The organism is Pseudoalteromonas sp. UCD-33C (assembly GCF_001306895.1).
GTDB lineage: Bacteria > Pseudomonadota > Gammaproteobacteria > Enterobacterales > Alteromonadaceae > Pseudoalteromonas.
Genome location: NZ_LJTB01000008.1, coordinates 38,046 through 53,982 on the forward strand (window position 1 = coordinate 38,046; position 15,937 = coordinate 53,982).

The window sequence follows — 15,937 nt, forward strand, 5'->3', positions numbered from 1 at the left end:
ATGAGGAGTAAATTCCCAGGTTTTGATGATAATTATTTAGAAAAATATATTCTTACAAGTAAAAAAGTGACAGTTGTCTTTGACACAAATATTTTATTAAACTTATATCGTTATGAAAAGAAAATCGCTAATGACATTGTTTCTCAAATCAAGTCACTAAAAAGAGATGACTTTTTTGAGGTTTGGCTGCCTCATCAAGTCGCATTAGAATTTAACTTACAAAGAAAATCTACTTTTAAGACGCAAGGCAAAGCTGTTCAAATGTTTAAAAGTGATTTTGACTCATTTAGAAAAAGAGTTAGAGGGTTAGCTCAGGTTGGAGGGAAGAATAGTGAGCTAGCACCCTTGCAGGCTGAGCTGGGCCCTCACTTTCATGAGATAAGTAATATTATTGAAAAACATTTCCAAAAGCATAAAAAAACTAAACGAGATGATAAAGTTATAGATCAAGTTTACGAAATTTTTGATGGAGTTGTTGGGGAAAATTATTCTCTAGATAGAATGTGTGAGTTAGAGAAAGAAGGTGAATATAGGTATTTGCATAATATACCACCGGGGTTTGATGATTATGGGAAAGAAATCACTTATAGTTATTTGGGTACAAAAATTGAATCAAAATATGGAGATTTCATACTTTGGAGTCAATTAATCGATAAGGCTATAGATAGCCAAACTGCGCTAATTTTTGTAACTGGTGATGAAAAGCCTGATTGGCAATCAAAGGATTTCGGAAGAGTACACCCAGAATTAATTAACGAATTCAAGCTTAAAACAGGTCAAGATTTTTATGCACTTTCACTACCAAATTTTCAACGGTACTTCGAACCGAAGCTGATACGCAAACTATCAAAAGAGACCACTACAGAGATTACAAACTTAAATTTCAAAGATAATTCTGGTTGGCTAGAGGAAATTTTAGAAGTGTTTTACTGCTATAATAGACCACTGGCTTTAAAGGAAATTAGTAGACATTTTTACGAAAATACGGAGCGAGACTTACCTCCTACATGGGAAAAAATAATTCTCAGGACAATTTGTAACCATTGCTCTGATGTTAAAGCTTATTTAGGGAGAAAAGATATATTTAAGCGAGTAGAAAGTGGTTTATATGAACTAAGGTGACTTTGTAATTGTTTTAAATTCAGAGCTTAAGAAAAATCTTGCCTGCATATTTTGATTAAAAAAATAGAGGCAAAGGGTTTGATAACTAATAAAAAATTGAAAAATTATTAATTTATAAAGAGAAATTTATGAGTGAATTAAAAGGCTTTGCACCTAGAGATACTTTTGAACTGAAAAGAACAGGAACGTTTGGTAATTTTTCAGCAGCAGGCTCTTTTCCCGTTGATTACGTATTAACTTCATTTGATATTGAAGACTTGAAGCATCTAACATTTGCAAGGGAATTAGTTAGTAATAGTTTGGATTTCGAGATGATGATGCAGCGTGATATCGATGAAGATAGAGCCCGTAAAGAACTTGCGGAATATATATACCCATCAAATAAAAGCTCAACAGAACTAGAGTCAAATATAGTATTTTTTCCACCGATAATAGTAGCTATTTTGCGAGTAAAAGACGATGAAATACTAACTTACTACCCTGAAAGACAAGATAATATTGATGGTGATTTTGTTGAATCTAGGTGGGGTGATTTATTTAAGATTAAAGGTTTTTCTGATGAAAACCTGAAACAGTCTAGTAAGTTAGGTGATTACAGAGTCCAAAAGTCGCCTGTAGAAATAGGGTTGAACACAAATAGTGATGGAGCTAAGTTAGTTGTAATTGATGGCCAACATCGATTATTTGCAATTAAAGAAATGTTAAACTCAGATAAAAAATCGGCATTGGAAGATCTTCACTTACCTGTATGTATTGTGTTTCCTCCTAACGCAACTGAACCTAATCAAATAAATAAGGTACCTTCATCTACTGAAGTATTTCGGCATTTGTTTGTAGATGTAAATGCAACAATGGAGCAGGTTGGAGGGCACTTTACTATTTTATTAAAGGATAACAATATAAGTTCAGTGGCAATAAGAAAGCTCTGCGATAAGATAATTCGCGATAGCGACTATGGCAGGGAAACTCTCTCAGCAATTGAATGGAATACTAAGAGTAAAAAAGATGCCACTGTCTTAACTAAAAGGTACAGCGTGACAAGCATAGGCATCATTGAAAAAGCATTATCGGAAACAATTGGGAACTCACAAAGAGTAATTAATTATGTTTTAGATAATGAAGTTGAAATTGAGTGGGAAAACTTTGATCTATCTCAAAGAGCTTCTTTTGATGATGTTATTTCTAGAACATTGGTTGAAAGAATTTATACATTTATAATGGGCATCGATGTCTACAGGAGCTGCTTTGATAAGCATGTTGCTTTATTAAATGCCATAGAAGAAAAAACATGTGGTACTAACAATTCAACAAAATATAAAATAGTTCACAAAGCAATTTTAAATGCAACTACTATCCCTAGTGATGAAAAAGGAATAATCGAAGATATTTACGCTCAGCTTTTATCTGACTCTCAGCAATTTAGAAAAAATAATGTAACAATGGTAATAAATTACGCACTATTTCAGAGAGCTTTCTTTAGTGTTTGGTATACATTATTAACTAAATTGCGATCTTATTATAATGCAGAGGTTGTTACTGATTTTTCAATTATTGTTATAAATAAAGCTTTAAAGGATGAGCTTGGTTTGTTATCGCTGAGTAATAAGTTTTGCCAGTATAATATTTGGCTGGACGGCGGGATAAAAAAAGGAGAAGGTACTAAAAAGAATATCCATGACTTAATTATTGGAAACTTAAGTGGATTAAATGTTAGAGAAGTCCTGCTTGAAAATAATATGACTCATGAAAATATTGATAGTATAGTCGTTGAACTAGAAGGTGCCTCTGAAAAAGCACTAAATGATTATTTTGTTAAATATAAAGAAAATAGACAGAAATCATTTCAGGTTGAATATGTCAGATCTTCCCAACTTACTGAAGATGAAATAGAAGAGCTTGATCAAGCAAAGAGAATGTTCGAGATAAGCTTAGAGAAAGTRAGAACTGGGAAAATAGACAAGGCAGATATTGACTATACTTTCGAAAAGTTAGTATCTAATTATGTTTCTGACGAGGTAGAAGAAGCAATACAGGAACTTAGAAATCTTATTGGATTTGATTTAACAATAGTTAATTAATTATGGTTGTTTTTATTGTTGTTGATAAATCAGATAGTGTTACAAAAATAACAAATGTTTTAAGTGAGTTTATTCTAACTCGAACAGTTAAAGATTATGAGTTTGTTGTTTTTGGTACGTCTGTTACTTATAGGGATATTAAACTGATTATGAAAAGTCACCCGTTGTGTGACTTTTTTGACTTCAGTTTCATACCTATGAATGAAAAAAATAAAGTTCAATTAAATGAATATGTCAATTTAAAAGCGTTGTTAAAACTTAACGATTTATTTTACGGAGTTAATTCAGCTGGTAATGTTAAAGCTTTTTTAGTGGAAGCTAAATATGAAGGTGTTAAGCTATTAACAAAACTCTATGATAGTTGCTTGTACACGAAGAAAGGTATCATAAGTGGCTCTTCGGTAATAAATTTTGAAGATCCATATATTAATATTATCTATAAAAGAGTTATAAGAAAGCTATCGAACCTTATAAATTATGAGCTATTATTTTTAAATCCTTCAACTAGTCGTGATAATCATTATTTAACATTATGTGAAAAGGACAGGCTTATGGAGTTGTCTTTTAACGATTATAAAAATAGGCTTCTTCAGCTTCTAAATGATAATAGGTTTCTGACCAGTGAAGTATCTTTTTTATTGAATCAGAGGGTTACATATATAAAAAGGCTTGAAAGATTGAGCCATATCTACTACGCGAAAAGTGAAGATTCAGAAGTTTTTTATCATTTAGCATTCTATTATCATATAGTGGCTAAAAATTTATATAGCTCCAATAAAATAGCCGTCTGCTTAGCTATGTGTGTCCGAGTTTTGGAGGTTTATTTGACTGGTTACTTGATGAAACATTCTATGGCAAAACCTCATAATAAAAGGATAAAGATAAAAAATGATAAAGGAAAGTGGGTAAATGCTAATGGCTTCGGTGCTATTTGGGGCTGTTTTAAGCTTTTCTATCCTGGTACTCTGCCGACCAAGCTAGAGGATGAAGTTGATTCTATAGTAAGTTATCGTAATATATCATTCTATGGACATGGTTATTTATCATTGACTAAAGCTAGGGCCGAGACAGCCATAGATACGATAAGGAATATTATTTTTGAAATAGAATCTAATTCGAAAAGTACTTTCTTTAGCAAGTGCGACTTAGAGTGGGTTTATTTAGATAATGACCTACATAAAGGGTTGCTTTCAAAAGGTTTTAACTTGGCTTAAAGCTCAATTGACTTGAGCTTTATAACTTTGTTCAAGATACAACTTTAAAAAATTGATTAGTATTTTTATTTCTAATGCTGGAAATCCCATCCTCAACGTGCGCTGCCCAAGCTGTTTGTAACTCTTTATCAGAATACTCAGGGTAGCGCTGTTTTAGCAATAGTTCAGTGACTATTTGGGTTTTACCTAACCACGTAAATTTATCGAGCTTGAGGTTACCAGAGAGCTTATAATCAGTATCTTTATCAAATACAAAGCCCTTTTCAATAGAGCGAAAAAATGCAATACGGGCTGCAACGTTTGGTGTAACGCCTGTTTTGCCTTTTAGTGTTTGTAATTGCTCTTCAACGGCTTTATTCAGCCACATTGTTTGTGGGAGCATTATACGGCCTCCTGTGCAAGCTCAGCCCAAAAGTAACCCTCACGAAGAGTTGAGCTACTTGTTTGTTGATTAAATTCAATTTCGAACGCGTGAGACACTTTGTGCTCAATAGCTTGGTAGAAGCTTTCATCTACCTCGGTGTCTGTTGATAGTAAAATTACTTGCTCGCTGGCTTCTGGGAAGTAGTGCTTAATGAGCTTATCTCGATGTTTTGAGTCTAATCGGCCAAGAGGTGTGTCTACCACCACAGGTAGTACTTTGCCAGAAAGCTTACCTAGTGCCTCTAAAATAGCAAAAGCAAAAATCTGTTTTTCACCTGCAGACATTGATTTTCGGTTAATCACAGAGCCTTCAGCATCAACAAGGTTTACATCAAAACTGTTAGGGTCAATTTTAGCTGATAACTTTAAATCTTCTTTACGAGCAAGTTTGCGGTATGCCTTAACAAATAGCTCTTCAAGCTGGCTAACACGCTGTGAAGTAAGCGCTTCTTTAAACTCGTGGAGTACGTTTTGGCTCTGCTCTACACGCTCTACAGCTTTGTCTGATGAGTGTTTATTTTTAAGTTTTGCGTAGAACTTTTCTAAACGTTTTGCTAACTCGAGCTCTTTCGTTTTGAGTTCTTTCGCTTTAAGTAATTCGCTAATGTACTCTTTGCTAATTGTATCGCGCTGTTTTTCAAGAGCTCGTAACGATTCGTAAAGCTCTTTAAGCTCTTCTGCATCTGGTGCACGTTCAATATTTATTGATAAGGTACTTAGCTTGTTTTGAACAGCTTCAAGGGCTTGTGTTAGCTCTTTTAGTAATGCCTGTGACTTTTGAGCATCAGTAACTTGTGCTTGAATAAGCGCAAACTCAGAATCAGAAATATCTAGCTCAGGCGATTCCATACTGCTTTGAGCAACTAATTGGCCAAAATAGCTGTTTACCGTTGCAATAATATCGTTACTTTGAGTGCTAAATTGTGTTGCTAATTTAGCTTCTAAGTCAGGTAAAGCTTGGGTCAGCTCATTGCCAAACGCTTTTGCTTGTTTGATTTTTTGATCTTTTGTTAGCTGCTCAATTAAGCTTTGCATTGCCGTTGGCGCTAAAGCCATTGGTAATGAGCCACTTAATTCTTGGCGAATTTTAGCTATGAGCTCTTTTTCAAGTTCAATAAGCTCTGATACTTTGGCTTCTTCTTGAACTTTTGTTTTTGCCCAAGCGCCGCCACGCGCTTGAATGCTTTGCTCTTTACTGGCTATTTTTGTTTTAAGGTCTGTTAATTGAGTTCCAATATGGTCAGCATTACGTTGGGCTATATTGACTTGTTCTGATATCGCCTTTTTTTCGGCCTCAGCTGTATTAATCTTTTTAATGGTTTCTTTGTCTGCTGCTTCTGCACCCAAACCTTTAAGGTAAATACCTAAGTCAGAATCAAGGCGATTAATTATGTCGATACCAAGCAGTTTTTGTACTGCTTCTTTTAAGTACGAGCCTGTATCGTCTTCAGCAAGCTGTGCAATTTTTTCACCATCAAAAAAGAATAAGTCACCAATACCCGGCGGCACTAATTCATGTAAAAAAGCTTGCACCTGTTCGCTATTAAGTGAAGTGTCTAGCACTCCATTAATTGTAAGTGTTAATGTTTCATCCTGCTCTGCTTGCCACTGACGTGTGACCTCATAAAGCTTGTGTTCGCCTTGGTGAGTGTGTGTAAAGCTTAATGAAACTCGTGCTTGTGCGCCTTCATCACTTTTTAAAGCTGTGTTATTTGTCTGTTCATTTAAATAAGCAAGATAGTCTTTTTTAGTGATCACCGCACCAAGTGCGCGTTTACCAAGTAATGCTAAACGAATTGCAGTTAGAATTGATGTTTTACCTGCACCGTTTAAACCACCAAATAATATAATTGGGCGTTCAAAAACACCTTCTTTGCGAGGTGTTAAGTCGATACTGGTTTCGCCATTAAAAACTCGAAAGTTATTAAGCGTGAGTGTTTTAAAAATCATTCTATGCCCTCAGCTTTTAACATTGCGTTTATTTGCTTTAACTCGTCTTCAAGCGTTTTTACTTCATTACTTTGGCGCATTTGCTTTTGTCTGATATCTAAATTAGAGGCAATAATAGTCTCTGCGCTTTCCCAGTCTTGCTGAATTAAGCGACCAATACGATTGAATATACCGGTACGGCGAGCAAGCCCACTCATTTGTTTTTCAACATCAATTAGCTTTTTAACCATTTGCGGTGACACGCCATGTTTAGGTGCGATGTCATGTAATAACTGGCTTTCGGTAAAGCTGAATTGGTTTGAGTCATCAATCGTCCAGTCTAACTTAATACCTAAAATATCAAATACAATAGAAGGTAATGAATCGTCCCAATCAGGCTCGTTAGGATCGTTAAGCCACTCGTGACGTACAGCGTGCAACTCATCAACTGTAATTAGCTCTACATCTCTACCTTGCTCATTAAATTGCTTTTGAATATTAAGCAGCAAACGCATGGCATGTTTACGGTATTTTAATAGGTAAGGGCCCGTTGTGTAATCGTCGGTAAGTACACGTTCTTTGTCTTCTTTTAATGTTTTAAATGCAAGTCGACCATCACGGCGTATATGGTTGCGATATTTCTTTTTAAGCTTTGGTGAAGTACTGCGAGAAAGCATGTTGCGATACTTTAACAGCGGTAGCATCCATTGCTCACCATTTTGAATTAAGCTCTCCATTGCGCGGTCTTTGGTGACAACAGTACAAGTCCAGCATCCAAAGCGCGAGTTACCGCACGATGGTGTTGTTTCATCAATAACGAGAGGGCATTCACCTTGGCCAGATGAGTCTTTATATAGATTCCATAAAACTAGGTTTTTACCACCCCATGGGTTTTCCCATTCAAGGTCATACTTATCTAGCCATTTATTTTTTGTGCCGTATGGTGTTTCTTCCGTTTTTAAATGGCAAAGACGTAATATCTTCCATACGTCATCTACGCTCCATGTATCGATTGGAGTGTAAATAAATGCATTATTTAATGTAGTGTGTACAGCAAGGTCAGAACCATCAATTTTGTGCTTTTTAATAACTTGGGCACGAGAGGCACTTTCTTGAGAGCGAGAGCCAAGTACAACGATTACTTCGTCATACTCACTAACACGCTCTTTTATAAATGTACTGACCGGATCAATTTTCATTCGCTCAGTACACCAGCGGAAGTTACGCGTTGGTGCTGGGTAACCTTTGCCTAGTAAGTTTGCCCAAAAAGTATTGTTAGATTTAGGCACAACCTTATGCGAAGTAATTGGTAAACCTTCGCGTCTTGCGCCTTCTTCAATAAGTTTTAGAGATTTATCGACGTGATCAACAACCATAGGCGTTTCGACTAGGGTGTCTGATGCAACAACAAATACAGGCTTGTGGCGATCTTCGGGCTTTAAGCCTAGTAACGCAAAATAAACGAGTGTCATCACTGCTGATGAATCTTTACCACCGCTGTAGCCTATAACCCAAGGACGTTTGTCGGCCATATACACTCGCTGCGTATTAGCTACAAATTCATGAAGCTTTCCACCTGCAAATGACTCGTTTTCTATAAACTCGATATAGTCGTCTAGATCGTACTGATTTAATAATGTCATGTATTTAACAATTCTTTTTCTTTAGCTAGCTCTTCAACAGAGGGCTTTAAGCCAATTTGTTTTTTTATTTCTATGGCTGTTAAAAATATATTTGAAACGGCTTTAGAGAGTCGACCATGGTTCATTGCACGGTTTTTCCAAGCTGGGTTTGCTTTTCGCCAATCAATTTTATGTAGCTGAGTGTAACATTTACTCTGCTCAGGCTCACTGAGTTTTAGTAGTTCGTTGCCTACTATTGCCAAAGCTTGAAGCCCTATACCATGCGCACTAATGTACTCTTGTCGAAACTCTGTGGCTGAAAGCTGTTTGTCTCTTACTTGCTGCCACTCAGGCATATATTGGTTTAGATTTCGCCAAAATGAGACCGCTACTTTTCTCTCTTCATCGGTGTATCCCTCTTTAAGGCCTTTACCAAATAAGGCTTTATTAGCTTGCTTAATACCGCTAAGGGTAAAAAGCTTGCTACTTTTTGCTGCAATTGCAGAGCGTTCAAACTCTGTAAAGCCCAGAAATGGTTCACATTCTAAAGCAAGGTAACGAGCCAACTCAGCGGCTTGATCTCTGTGATCGTACAAGGTCGACAAAGATGCACTCGGTCTTACGGCATACTTATTTAAATCGGCAAACATCTGCTGACTGCGTTGTAAGCCTTCGTCAACAAAGAAAAGTACAGCAATGTTGTCTTGGCAAAGCTCTGGTCTTTCTTTAATTGCTTCTTCAATGGCGGCACGTCTATGTTGGCCATCGTTTATAAGTATTTGGGCATCCATAGGTACTTTTAAAGTTCCTAAGTTAATACCATCACCCGTGCTAATAAAGTCAACTTCTGAGCCAACAGATGCAGTGATTGCTGAAAAAACATAATCATTTGGAGAATCAACCAAATAACGCGCCATTTCAGGAATACGGTTTTTATTTAAAGTACGTTGTGCACGTAATTCGACAGGGACTTCTTCTTCATCATAAACGAATATTTTTGGGATAAGTCGAAGCGGGCAGGTAGCAATGTAAAAAGGTTTGCCAGCTTGCTGGCCTCTCACAGCAGGGAAGCTGTAACAATAGTTTGAATCTAAATTACTCATTGGTGCAAGTCCATTATGCAGGTTTACGTAATATTATTACGTACCTTACGTAATATTTCTACATAAAACTTGCTTTCAAAGAGGTTATTTTATCAAATTAAATAAACTTTGATAGGATTTTAATGTTTTAGTTTTATAAAACGATCTCCTTTTAATTCTATCTTCCAATACTCAAACACCTTTTGCAGTATTGGCCAGTTTGGCCACTCTGATTTTTCGACTCCTTTGAGCATGGTTGCTAGTTTCTTATCGAAGTTTTGCTGGCTTTTGTATTCACTACTGCCTTTTTGTAAATAATCAATTTTGTTGTACATGGGTTGATTTGGGTAATCATCGCCATAGAAAAAGTAGTCTATATCTTGTTCGAGTAATTTTACTTTTACTCGCTCAATAAGCAGTGGCAGCTTTTTACTAAAGTCATCGTATTTTAAAAAGGTCACTTTCCCAGAACGCATATGTATTTTTACTAAATCAATGTCGTCTATGTCGCCATAAAGCTGCGCTGCAGAGCCAATGTAAACACGTAAAATAGCAGGGAGCTGGTTTAAAAAACGGGTAGACAAAATGTAAGAGTGATTGTCGTGCAGTTCGCCAAGTTTTATATTTTCATATGCTTGATAACATGCATTACCAATATTGGCAGGCTCAGAAATTGAAAATAACAGTGACTTAGCTTCTTCGAGTGCATGATTATAGCTTTCGAAGTGTATTTTTATATCGCGGGTAAGCTTTGCTGGCATATGGCTTTTAGCTTTGCGTTTGCCAAACAGACTAAGGGCAAAATACACAAGTAAATCGTCATGCCTTTTGGTTTTTGCTTGATTGAATTCGGACTGGTCGTAATAGCCTTGTAAAAACTGAAATGCCTTATTATGGCTGGTAAATATTTGCCTAATTGCGAGGCTTTGTTCAAATTCATCATTTGCAGGCACTCTGCCTAAGTGTAAGCAGTATTGCCAAAAGTCAGCTAATAAGTCTTGATGCTTTTCAAATAACGATTTTTGCTCAGCTTTATTTACAACCTTAGGTGTTGGGCGTTGTGTAATGTGCTGCCAGTTATAATTTTTAAATTGCAGCTCAAGATGGTGTGCTTCTTCAAGTTCTGCAGATTTAAAAACAGCAATGATACCTTGCCCAAATGGAGTTGTTTTTACTTTTAGAACTTGCTCTATGTAGCAGCGTATTTGCGCTTGGCTAAAGTATTTTTGAAACGTATTACGGCTAGTAATTACACCATCTTTATATGGCTTAAAATGCTCTTGCTTAGCTTCGTTAGCAAGCATGACAGAAACAAGTAACAATTTATTTGTATATTGATATGCGGCTTTTAGAGTATCTTGTCGCTCTGTTTGATCTTCAATAACATTAAGTACAAAGCCAAGATTAACAATATCGCACGGTGTTTTAGTTGCATTAGGGCGATGAACAGGATCCCAGGCATTTATGTTTAGTCCATGAGCTTCAAGCTCGGTCGCATCGTCACCTAACCCGCAACCGTAATCGAGTATTGAATAGTCACCATTTAAGTAGCCATACTTTGCAAGCTTTTGGAATGGTGCTGATAATCTGTCTCTGTTTATAGCTGTTAGGTGTCGCTGTATTTGTTGTGGCTGTTCGGGGTTTTTTGATTCAACTATTTTAGCTACTTGATGAAGTCTGCCATTTTCATCTAACTTGTAGCCTTTGCGTTTTATTAAGTTTTGCCATTGCTTTTTGAAGCCAATACTTTTGGTGTTTTGATAAAGGCCTATTTGCTCACCTTCTTTCGTTAATTCTTCAAAGAGCTTGTAATTAGGGTAGTTAGGTAAAACGAATGTTTCTTTACGATGTAATATTGGTGGGTTGGCAGAGCTACTGTAATCTGTCGTTTTTACCGTGTTTTCGTAAATGTCTATTGTGTGGCTTTTTAGAAGCTCTGGGTATGAGCATTGATCAAAACTTGGGTACTCGAGCAGGGTAAATTTAAAATCACGTTTATAGAGCTTTATTAGATTCCAATCAGCATCAACCTCTAACGTTTTTATTGTTGTATTTATTAATGCTGATAGGGCCTCTGGCAAGCATTCTGCGATACAAGATTTATGAAGATAAACAGCGGTAGGTAAAGACTTCCCATGCTTTAGGCTTTTAATTAATTGCTTGTATTCTGGAAAGTCCATAGGGTTATTTATTCAACATAATAAAAATAAGCGCGACCGCGTTTTTCAAACTTAAGCAAACCTCGCTCACGACGGTGCATTAATTCACAAGCACTTATTTTAAGGTGCTTCATCGCTTCTTTGCTGCTAAGCCAAACACCTTTTGGATTTTGTTCTGTCATTTTAATTTCTCAGCTAAGTTAAAATTAATATACATAACTCTTTGTACATCGACAAATTTAGCCTTAAGAGGATGTTGATTTTCCCCGTGTTCACACCCAAAATTGAATTAATTATGAGTAATTAACAGCATGGATGCTGTAAAAAGCGTATCTTGGCCACGGGTGAGAAGCGAAGCTTTGAACGAGAGGATATGGATATCCGAACTGGGGTGCGTACAGGAATGTGTAAGTTGTGCCTATCTACGCTGTTTACGTTCATTTAATTAATTCAAATTGAGGGAACAGTGTGAACCTCGGGGCACCGAGAGATTCCAAAGAGAAGTCGGCGTTTACTTCTCTTTGGTTGCCGTCGCTAACGCGACATTATTATCAAATTTTATTAGCGCTTTATTACCACAGCCATCACAAATCAATGAGTAAGTATCTTTACGCTTACTAACTTTCGTATTTTGATCATTACATTTAATACACGGTGCTTTCATCGGAGTATTCGTATTACAGTTTGAGCAATTGACATAGTATCCATATCGCCCTGAACGGGCTTCAAGAGTGTGTTCATTACTACAATTTTTACACTTTAAGTGTATGACTTTAGGTTCCTCAGCACTTAATAAAACCTCTTCTTTAACTTCACTTTTGTAAACTGATTCGGGTTCATTAAGGCTTACGGGTGACTCGTCGTTTACTGGCTGCTCGGTTGATTTAATATTTTGAGCTAAAAGAAACTGACAAATCTTAGATAGGCTTTCCCCACTAAACCATGGGCGCACGTTAGTTGAAAAAAAGTGCAGTGGGTTAGGGGGGGATGCTGGTAACTTCATTATCTCTAAAAGCTTATCAGCTAAAAATTCAGATTTAATTAATCGATCTTCAAGTGACTTTGGCATGCTATCTCGATTGATTATGGCATTACTCGAAATTGCGCAGATACTGTGCCATTCTCGTCCCCCAAAGTTCTGCTGTAATTTGCCAAATATTTTGGGAAGTAACTGCTCTGCGTTACTCGTCATTAAATTCTTTAATAAGGCTTGTTGGAGTTCAACTTGCTTTATTGGTGATGGCATTCCTTGCCATTTTCCTCGATAACTACGGCTCCATTCCTGATGCTCATTTATGGCAACTTCGCCTGTTATGCTTTTTGATTCGATTAAAATAAACCCATATGTATAAACAATTAAGTGGTCTATCTGTGCTGATTCGTTATTTTGCTTAAATTTAACATCATTAAATACGAACACTTGTGAGTGATCTTTAAATGCTCGGCGCAAATAAAATGCGACATCTAGCTCTTGCTTGTCCCCAGCTTTAATCTTGATTGATGGTGAAATTGAAGGTGTTTTATCTTTTAAAATCATGAGAAGTCCGTTCTGTCATGTATTCGTATAGGGTACCATCGAAATGCAAAATTTAAATATTAAACTTAATGATGGATTTTAGGTAATGAAATTAAATGCATTTCATAGCTTGATGTTTATTTCTCTTTGATTACCGCAACAACGCGACATAACTAAATAAATAGTTAAAAGGTCACTTTTTCCTCGCCCTGAATTTGGTACAATGTGGCCTACCAAATTACACAGATGTAATGTTATGAATAAATGGATTTTATTACTCGCTACTTTGCTTGCGAGTTTCAACACGGTTGCTGAAGAGCAATATTCAAAAAGTCGCTGCGATAGTATTGAAGCTGAGCGTGAGAGCATTCGTAAAAGAATGAATCGTAGCTATACGGCTAGGCAAGGTGAACGTTGGAATCAGCGTTTAGATGAGCTTTTTACGCTGCTTGCGAGACACTGCAAACACCCAAAAAGAAGCTCTGGTAATGGCGGTAATTATACGTATCGCTCGAACCCTACAGCACTTTTAAACACCAAAGTACATAACTCTACGGTGTATTCAAACTCATATAATGACGATAAAAAACGCCATGCTTGGGGGCAATTTTATCAATTACCAGATCGTTGTAGAGCGAAAAATATTCAGCAAGCTGATTTTGTATGGTGTAGTGAAAATAAAGCTGAGCAAAAGGCGCTATTTGAATCAGCTTGGAGCGGTAAAGGAAAAGTAGACTATAAAGATATTGTTATTACTGTAAAGCCGACCATTACAGAAATAAATACAAACAAAGTCACAAGCCAAGTTGCAATAAAGAGCCAGATAACCGAAGCACCCGTTAAACAAGCTTCAACTCCTTTAAATGAGACTGTTGGTCCGCAATTAACAAAGTTGAATGACCTTAAAATTTGGCAATTAGCCTTGGCTGGCATTGCAGCCATGTTTTTTGTGTTTGGTCTTTATCGTTGGTTTAAAGATTGATGTTTCACGGGCTAAAGCCGGACCTACGATGACGAGAAGCGAGAAGCGAGAAGCGAGAAGCGAGAAAATTGCAACTAAAGCGCTAATATTTCTCCTTGCAAGCTCGGTGAGTCTGCAATACTGGTTTGGAGTTGTTCTATCAACAATTGGGCATTCGCTGATGGTGTGCGTGAATGTGGCCAGAGAGTGTAAATTGGCCTTGCGGGAATACTGTGGGGGGAGTCGATATAACTAAAGTTGCTGGTGTCGTCTATACAGCAAATTTCGCTCATGGGTAGCAAGCCAATGCCATAGCCTGCTTCAACCATTTTTCTGGCGATTGTAATATCAAAGCAAAAGCTTATATGTTCATACTCGGTTTTTAGTTTGTTAAGTAAACCGCTGGGTAGTTGTGACTCTGAATAGGGCAGTATCAGCCTTGATGTTGGGGCATCTTTCTTTTTAATCAGCTTAATTGCGATCATGCCTAGGCGCTTTTGGAAATAACTTGAGTCTTGTTGTTCGCCGATGCGAATGGCTAAGTCAAAACGTTTTTGGCTTAGTTGGCTGTTGGCATTACTTGGGTAAATGTGGAGGTTTAGCGCAGGGTTTGCCATCGCAAACTGATTAACTGCCCCCATCAGTGGGCCTGCAATGATGTTTTGTGGGCACAACAGGTAAAACTCTTTTGCGGCGGTTGAGTCATTTAGTTGCTCAAGCTGGCTGTTAAGAGCAAGCACTTGCTCGCCTAATTCGTTATACAGTGATTCACCTTTGGCGGTTAACACAATGCCTCGGGCTGTACGTTGCAGTAATGGCTCAGCGAGTTTTTCTTCTAACGCCTGAATGCGCCTTGATAGGGTCGATAGATTCAGTCCTAAATCTTTTGCTGTTTGGCTCATGCTTTTATGGCGCGCTATTTCAATAAATAAATGCAGATCATCCAGCATACGACTCCCTCAATCTTAGTTTGCATTTTCGTGACTGTTGCCACTTGGCCTGTGCAAATATAGTAACGCCAAGGAGGACATATGAAAATTCATTTTACTTTTACTGCGGCATTTTCGTTTTTAATGTCGTTTTTACTTTCGGCATGGGTCACTTATGTCAACTTAGGGCTAAGCGATACATTTTTTCTAAGTTGGATGAAGGCGTTTGCTAATGCGTGGCCTGCTGCGTTTGTGGTGGCTTTTACGGTTGCCCCGCCTATTCGGGCATTGGTTTTAAAGTTATATAGTAAGGAGTCAGTATGATTAATATCGTGGCAAAAATTACCCCAAAGGCGGCATTATTTGACGACTGTAAAGGGCATTTACAGAGCATATTAGCAGTCACTCGTGCAGAGCCTGGTTGTAATCGTTTTGAATTGTTTGCGAGTAAAGAACAGCGTTGTTTGTTTTTAGTTGAGCAGTTTGCATCGCAAGCCGCCCTTGATGAGCATTATGCTCAGCCCTATACCAAAGCGGTGTTCGCATTTTATGAAAATGCGTTGGCGGAGCCGGTTGAGGTAGAGAAGGTGGAGGTGTGTTGAGAAAAAGTTAGCGAGATGCGAGGGGAAAGGAGCTAGGCTCTAGGGGCTAGGTACTAGGGGAAAGTCGATCTGTGGGGTTGTTAAGGTCGAGTGTTCTTCTCTGTAATAACAACCTTGTAGGAGGTATTGTAGGAGGTACTTTAGTGCCGAATGAAACATAAAAGAGCGATCAGCAGTTTGATAGTGGAAATAATTAACCTTAAGCCCTTCATGATTATTACTCGTTCGCTATGTAAAATTGTTAGGCAGGTAATTTGTCATTCTTTTAGATGAATTTGCCGCAGATTTGTTGCAGTTTTA

Annotated in this window: 14 protein-coding genes; 6 read left to right on the forward strand and 8 right to left on the reverse strand. The window is 37.3% G+C overall.

The window, feature by feature from the left end:
* The 3 genes from AOG26_RS14820 (at position 1) to AOG26_RS14830 (ending at position 4,414) form a co-directional block, all read left to right on the forward strand.
* On the forward strand, positions 1-1,122 hold the full coding sequence (locus AOG26_RS14820) for a PIN-like domain-containing protein (RefSeq protein ID WP_054563215.1): 1,122 nt from the start codon (positions 1-3) through the stop codon (positions 1,120-1,122).
* Between the two features lie 128 nt (positions 1,123-1,250).
* Positions 1,251-3,200 carry a DNA sulfur modification protein DndB gene (locus tag AOG26_RS14825; protein ID WP_054563216.1) on the forward strand — a complete coding sequence of 650 codons (1,950 nt, stop codon included), beginning with the start codon at positions 1,251-1,253 and terminating at the stop codon, positions 3,198-3,200.
* A gap of 2 nt (positions 3,201-3,202) precedes the next feature.
* On the forward strand, positions 3,203-4,414 hold the full coding sequence (locus AOG26_RS14830; protein WP_054563217.1) for a hypothetical protein: 1,212 nt from the start codon (positions 3,203-3,205) through the stop codon (positions 4,412-4,414).
* A gap of 31 nt (positions 4,415-4,445) precedes the next feature.
* Here the strand turns inward: AOG26_RS14830 and dndE are convergent, their stop codons facing one another.
* The 7 genes from dndE to AOG26_RS14860 all read right to left on the reverse strand — a co-directional run bounded on the left by dndE (position 4,446) and on the right by AOG26_RS14860 (position 13,166).
* On the reverse strand, positions 4,446-4,796 hold the full coding sequence (gene dndE, locus AOG26_RS14835) for a DNA sulfur modification protein DndE (protein WP_054563218.1): 351 nt from the start codon (positions 4,794-4,796) through the stop codon (positions 4,446-4,448).
* Positions 4,796-6,787 carry a DNA sulfur modification protein DndD gene (dndD, locus tag AOG26_RS14840; protein WP_054563219.1) on the reverse strand — a complete coding sequence of 664 codons (1,992 nt, stop codon included), beginning with the start codon at positions 6,785-6,787 and terminating at the stop codon, positions 4,796-4,798. The genes dndE and dndD overlap by 1 nt, the downstream gene beginning before the upstream one ends.
* A complete protein-coding gene (locus AOG26_RS14845) occupies positions 6,784-8,409 on the reverse strand; it encodes a DNA phosphorothioation system sulfurtransferase DndC (protein WP_054563220.1) in 1,626 nt (541 codons plus the stop codon). Before AOG26_RS14845 ends, dndD begins: the two co-directional genes overlap by 4 nt.
* The gene (gene dndB / locus AOG26_RS14850; RefSeq protein WP_054563221.1) at positions 8,406-9,491 is read right to left on the reverse strand and encodes a DNA sulfur modification protein DndB; all 1,086 of its coding nucleotides are present in this window, start codon (positions 9,489-9,491) and stop codon (positions 8,406-8,408) included. Before dndB ends, AOG26_RS14845 begins: the two co-directional genes overlap by 4 nt.
* Positions 9,492-9,610: 119 nt before the next feature.
* Positions 9,611-11,650, reverse strand: coding sequence for a DNA phosphorothioation-associated putative methyltransferase (locus tag AOG26_RS14855; RefSeq protein ID WP_054563222.1), 2,040 nt, complete (start codon positions 11,648-11,650; stop codon positions 9,611-9,613).
* An 8-nt stretch (positions 11,651-11,658) separates the two neighbouring features.
* Entirely contained in the window at positions 11,659-11,811 is a 153-nt protein-coding gene (locus AOG26_RS20875) for a hypothetical protein (protein WP_200907871.1), read from the reverse strand.
* 329 nt (positions 11,812-12,140) lie between these two features.
* Positions 12,141-13,166: a nuclease-related domain-containing protein gene (locus AOG26_RS14860; RefSeq protein WP_082401698.1), complete on the reverse strand. Its 1,026-nt coding sequence runs from the start codon at positions 13,164-13,166 to the stop codon at positions 12,141-12,143.
* Positions 13,167-13,401: 235 nt separating this feature from the next.
* Here AOG26_RS14860 and AOG26_RS14865 point away from each other — a divergent pair, with 235 nt between their 5' ends.
* Positions 13,402-14,127: a hypothetical protein gene (locus AOG26_RS14865; protein ID WP_152966975.1), complete on the forward strand. Its 726-nt coding sequence runs from the start codon at positions 13,402-13,404 to the stop codon at positions 14,125-14,127.
* 74 nt (positions 14,128-14,201) lie between these two features.
* Here the strand turns inward: AOG26_RS14865 and AOG26_RS14870 are convergent, their stop codons facing one another.
* Entirely contained in the window at positions 14,202-15,056 is an 855-nt protein-coding gene (locus tag AOG26_RS14870) for a LysR family transcriptional regulator (RefSeq protein ID WP_054563224.1), read from the reverse strand.
* An 81-nt stretch (positions 15,057-15,137) separates the two neighbouring features.
* Between AOG26_RS14870 and AOG26_RS14875 the strand changes: the two genes are divergently transcribed.
* The gene (locus AOG26_RS14875; protein ID WP_054563225.1) at positions 15,138-15,359 is read left to right on the forward strand and encodes a DUF2798 domain-containing protein; all 222 of its coding nucleotides are present in this window, start codon (positions 15,138-15,140) and stop codon (positions 15,357-15,359) included.
* Positions 15,356-15,637, forward strand: coding sequence for a putative quinol monooxygenase (locus AOG26_RS14880; RefSeq protein WP_054563226.1), 282 nt, complete (start codon positions 15,356-15,358; stop codon positions 15,635-15,637). Before AOG26_RS14875 ends, AOG26_RS14880 begins: the two co-directional genes overlap by 4 nt.
* Positions 15,638-15,937 lie beyond the last annotated feature (300 nt).

Coding starts and splice junctions, on each gene's coding strand:
- AOG26_RS14880 (WP_054563226.1), top strand. CDS start 15,356: ATGATTAATATCGTGGCAAAAATTACCCCAAAGGCGGCATTATTTGAC.
- AOG26_RS14865 (WP_152966975.1), top strand. CDS start 13,402: ATGAATAAATGGATTTTATTACTCGCTACTTTGCTTGCGAGTTTCAAC.
- dndB (WP_054563221.1), bottom strand. CDS start 9,491: ATGAGTAATTTAGATTCAAACTATTGTTACAGCTTCCCTGCTGTGAGA.
- AOG26_RS14845 (WP_054563220.1), bottom strand. CDS start 8,409: ATGACATTATTAAATCAGTACGATCTAGACGACTATATCGAGTTTATA.
- AOG26_RS14860 (WP_082401698.1), bottom strand. CDS start 13,166: ATGATTTTAAAAGATAAAACACCTTCAATTTCACCATCAATCAAGATT.
- AOG26_RS14820 (WP_054563215.1), top strand. CDS start 1: ATGAGGAGTAAATTCCCAGGTTTTGATGATAATTATTTAGAAAAATAT.
- AOG26_RS14830 (WP_054563217.1), top strand. CDS start 3,203: ATGGTTGTTTTTATTGTTGTTGATAAATCAGATAGTGTTACAAAAATA.
- AOG26_RS20875 (WP_200907871.1), bottom strand. CDS start 11,811: ATGACAGAACAAAATCCAAAAGGTGTTTGGCTTAGCAGCAAAGAAGCG.
- AOG26_RS14875 (WP_054563225.1), top strand. CDS start 15,138: ATGAAAATTCATTTTACTTTTACTGCGGCATTTTCGTTTTTAATGTCG.
- AOG26_RS14855 (WP_054563222.1), bottom strand. CDS start 11,650: ATGGACTTTCCAGAATACAAGCAATTAATTAAAAGCCTAAAGCATGGG.
- dndE (WP_054563218.1), bottom strand. CDS start 4,796: ATGCTCCCACAAACAATGTGGCTGAATAAAGCCGTTGAAGAGCAATTA.
- AOG26_RS14870 (WP_054563224.1), bottom strand. CDS start 15,056: ATGCTGGATGATCTGCATTTATTTATTGAAATAGCGCGCCATAAAAGC.
- dndD (WP_054563219.1), bottom strand. CDS start 6,787: ATGATTTTTAAAACACTCACGCTTAATAACTTTCGAGTTTTTAATGGC.